The 2,964-nt window shown below is 71.8% G+C and carries 4 protein-coding genes and 1 pseudogene; all 5 read right to left on the minus strand.

Annotated elements, in window-relative coordinates:
- Positions 1–366 (minus strand): annotated as a pseudogene (locus A7A76_RS04540) (hypothetical protein); the annotation flags it as partial.
- Entirely contained in the window at positions 363–1,211 is an 849-nt protein-coding gene (locus tag A7A76_RS04545; protein ID WP_074862517.1) for a general secretion pathway protein GspK, read from the minus strand. The pseudogene A7A76_RS04540 and the gene A7A76_RS04545, both read right to left, overlap by 4 nt.
- 167 nt (positions 1,212–1,378) lie before the next feature.
- Positions 1,379–2,044, minus strand: a complete 666-nt coding sequence (locus A7A76_RS04550) for a prepilin-type N-terminal cleavage/methylation domain-containing protein (RefSeq protein ID WP_206410083.1) — start codon at positions 2,042–2,044, stop codon at positions 1,379–1,381.
- The gene (xpsI, locus tag A7A76_RS04555; protein WP_206410084.1) at positions 2,041–2,493 is read right to left on the minus strand and encodes a type II secretion system protein XpsI; all 453 of its coding nucleotides are present in this window, start codon (positions 2,491–2,493) and stop codon (positions 2,041–2,043) included. Before xpsI ends, A7A76_RS04550 begins: the two co-directional genes overlap by 4 nt.
- The gene (gene xpsH / locus A7A76_RS04560) at positions 2,490–2,924 is read right to left on the minus strand and encodes a type II secretion system protein XpsH (RefSeq protein ID WP_206410085.1); all 435 of its coding nucleotides are present in this window, start codon (positions 2,922–2,924) and stop codon (positions 2,490–2,492) included. The genes xpsI and xpsH overlap by 4 nt, the downstream gene beginning before the upstream one ends.
- Positions 2,925–2,964 lie beyond the last annotated feature (40 nt).

Below are 2,964 nucleotides of genomic sequence, written 5' to 3' on the forward strand. Positions count from 1 at the left end.
CAGGCTCGCCGCCGGCGGCAGCAGCAGCCAGCGCGGCAGCTCGGCCACGCGCGGCGGCAGCAGCGGCGCCAACGGGTCGGCGGGCTCGGCCTTGGTCTCGTCGTTCCAGCCCGACAGGTCCGGCAGCACGGCCAGTTCCTGCAGCTGTTCGGCCTGTTGCAGGCGCAGGCGGACCTGGCCGCCGTCGACCTGCAGCAGCAGCCGGCCGCGGTCCACGCCCAGGGCCTGGCGCGTGCGCAGCGGCAGCCACGAGGCCAGCGTGCGCCCCCACCAGGAGAAAAAGCCGCCCGCGCCCGGCGCCAGGCGCGCGCTCAGACTGCGCAACCGGTTGGCGGCCAACCGGCCTTCGGCTACTTGCGAGTTCATCGTGTTGAAGCTCCCTCCTCCCAACGCAGCGGGGTGTAAGGCATTCCCGGCACCGCTCCCCCTCCCGCTCGCACGACCACCCGCAACACCGATTCGCGGCCATCCGTCAGCCGTGCACGGCTCTCGATACTATAGGTGCCGCTGCGTTCGCCGACGAGACCGCCGCCGACGCCGTCCGCTCCAGCACCCTGCAATTGTGACCCCGGCTGGTTTCTTTCTCGTTGACGCACCAGGTCGGCGCCGTTCAACCCCATAGCATCGAGCACTTCCTTGGCGGCGAAGGCCTGCTCGGGACGCGTGCGCCCGCTGTAAACCGTGACCAGAGGCTCGATCCGCGCATACAGCTCGGGGGTGAAGCCCAGCACCTGTTCGAGTTCGGCGACGCTTTCGAATTCCGCATCCTTGGCACCGTAAGGGCGCCCGGCGGAGGAGTAGTCGGCGTCTTCGGCGCCGCCGGCCGGCTGGCTCAGCGTGTCGGCGTCGCGCCAGTCGATGATCGCGCCGGCCAGTCTCGCGGCTTCGGATTGCTCCAGTTTTCCGGCGCTCTGCAGCAGCCCGGTCAGCAGCTGCATGTCGGCCTGGTTGAGGTCGACCTTGCCATTCTCGTCGACGATCTTGATCTCCAGCTGCGCCTCGCCGTAGCGCCAGCGGTTGGGGCGCCCGTCGGGCAGCCACTGCAGTTTCTGGTCGCTGCTGCCGACCCGGGTCAGCGCGTATTCGACTCCGGCGCGCGCGGCGTTCTGCGCGACCAGCCCGCGCACCTGCACCCGGCCCTGCAGGTTTTCGGTGCGCGCGCTGAGGGCGAAGGCGCCGATCAGCGCGGTCAGCAGGGCGATCAACCACATCACCAACAGAAGCGCCGCACCGCGGGTTCTTGAAGGTCCGACAAAAGCAACATCGCGATGCCCCAGCCGCCGTGCAGCCACGCCCGCACCGCGAACGCGACCGCTCCCCGCCGGCGCTCCAGCAGCGCCCGCGAACCTGACTCCTCGATCCCCCCGCCCGGTCCCCATCACAGCTCCGGCACGAATCCGCCACCGCTGGCGGTCGCCAACGGCAACGACACCACCAGCGTCGGCCACGCCCGTCCGTCGCGGTCGGTCAGGGTGACTTCCACCAGCATCGGCAGCTGTTCCGGCTGCTGCCAGCGTTCCTGCCACTCGCCGAGCTGGCCGCGCTGCGGGTCCATGCTGCGATAACGGAAGCGCGCCGACTTCAGCCCGTCCACCAGCACCTCCGGCGGCCGCGGCCGCTCGTCCTTGATCGTCTCGCCGGCCAGCACCATCGACAGCTGCAGCACGATCCGGGCCTGGTCGCCGTCGGCTTCGATGGCGAAGTCGTGCAGGTACGGGCCGCCCTGGCCCAGGTAATCGGGCAGGTCGGCGACGAAGCGCAGGCGGTCGGGCTCGCCGACGAAACGCTGCGGCACCGCGGTGCTGGGATCGAACGCGAACGGCACCGGCCGGGTCGCGGCAATGCGCCGGCGCAGGAAATTCTCGACCGCGCGCTCGCGTTCGCTGCGCTGGGCCAGCACCTCGCCGCGGGTCGCGGTCTTGGTCGCCGCCGACAGCGTGGCGAACGCCAGCGCCAGCCCGGCCACCAGCAACACCATCGCCAGCAGCACTTCGACCAGGGTGAAGCCGCGCGAGGCGCGCGGCGGCGCGGCGCGGCGGCTCACAATTGCATCTCGTTGCCGGCGTTGCTGCTGCGCAGGCTGCGCAACAGCAAGCGGCGGCCGGAACCGCCCTCGCCCCACTCCACCGCCAGCTGCACTTCGAACAGGCGCATGGCGTTGGGGTCGATCGGCTGGTTGGACGGCGGCAACTGGGTGTCGCGCCACTGCGCGATGCCGAGGGTCCAGCGGTAGCGGCCGTTCTCGAACTCGCCGCTGCGCTGGCCCGGCGAGAGCGGCTGGCCGACGCCGACCTGGTCCATCAGCGATTGCGCGTACAACGCGGCGCGGCCGGCGTCGGCCGACCAGCGCACTTGCTTGGCCGCGCCGGACAGCGAGCCCAGCAGCAAGGTCAGCGCCGCCGCCAGCAGGGCGAAGGCGACGATCACTTCGAGCAAGGTGTAGCCGCGCTGGCGCGCGCGGCGCGGCGGCGGACGCACGGCGCGCGCGCTCATCGCGGCGCCTCGCCGCGCTTGAGCTTGACTTCGCCGGTGAGCCAGGCGACGTCGACGTTCCAGGCCGCCTGCTTGGCGTGCAGCTTGACCCGGCCGCCGGTGGAGGCGCCGTCGGGAAAGAACACGATCGCGCCCTCGCCGCGGCGCGGCTGCACTTCGCGCGCGCCGGTGAAGACGATGCCGACCGACTTGGGAATATCGCCGCTGCGCCCGTTCGGCGCGCGCCAGGTGTGCGCGCCGGGGTCGATGGTGAACTTCTGCGAGCGGCCGCTGGCGATGGCCTGGCTGCGGGTGTAGCGCAGTTGCGCGGCGACCTGCTTGGACGCGGTGCGCAACTGCATGCCGGCGATGCCGCCGTTGAGCGCGGCCACGGTCAGCACGCCGATCGCGCCGATCAGCGCGATCACCAGCAGCATTTCCAGCAGCGACAGGCCGCGCTGGCGCGCCGCGCGGCGCGGCGCCGTGCGGCGC

The sequence above is a fragment of the Lysobacter enzymogenes genome (assembly GCF_017168095.1).
Lineage (GTDB): Bacteria > Pseudomonadota > Gammaproteobacteria > Xanthomonadales > Xanthomonadaceae > Lysobacter > Lysobacter enzymogenes_D.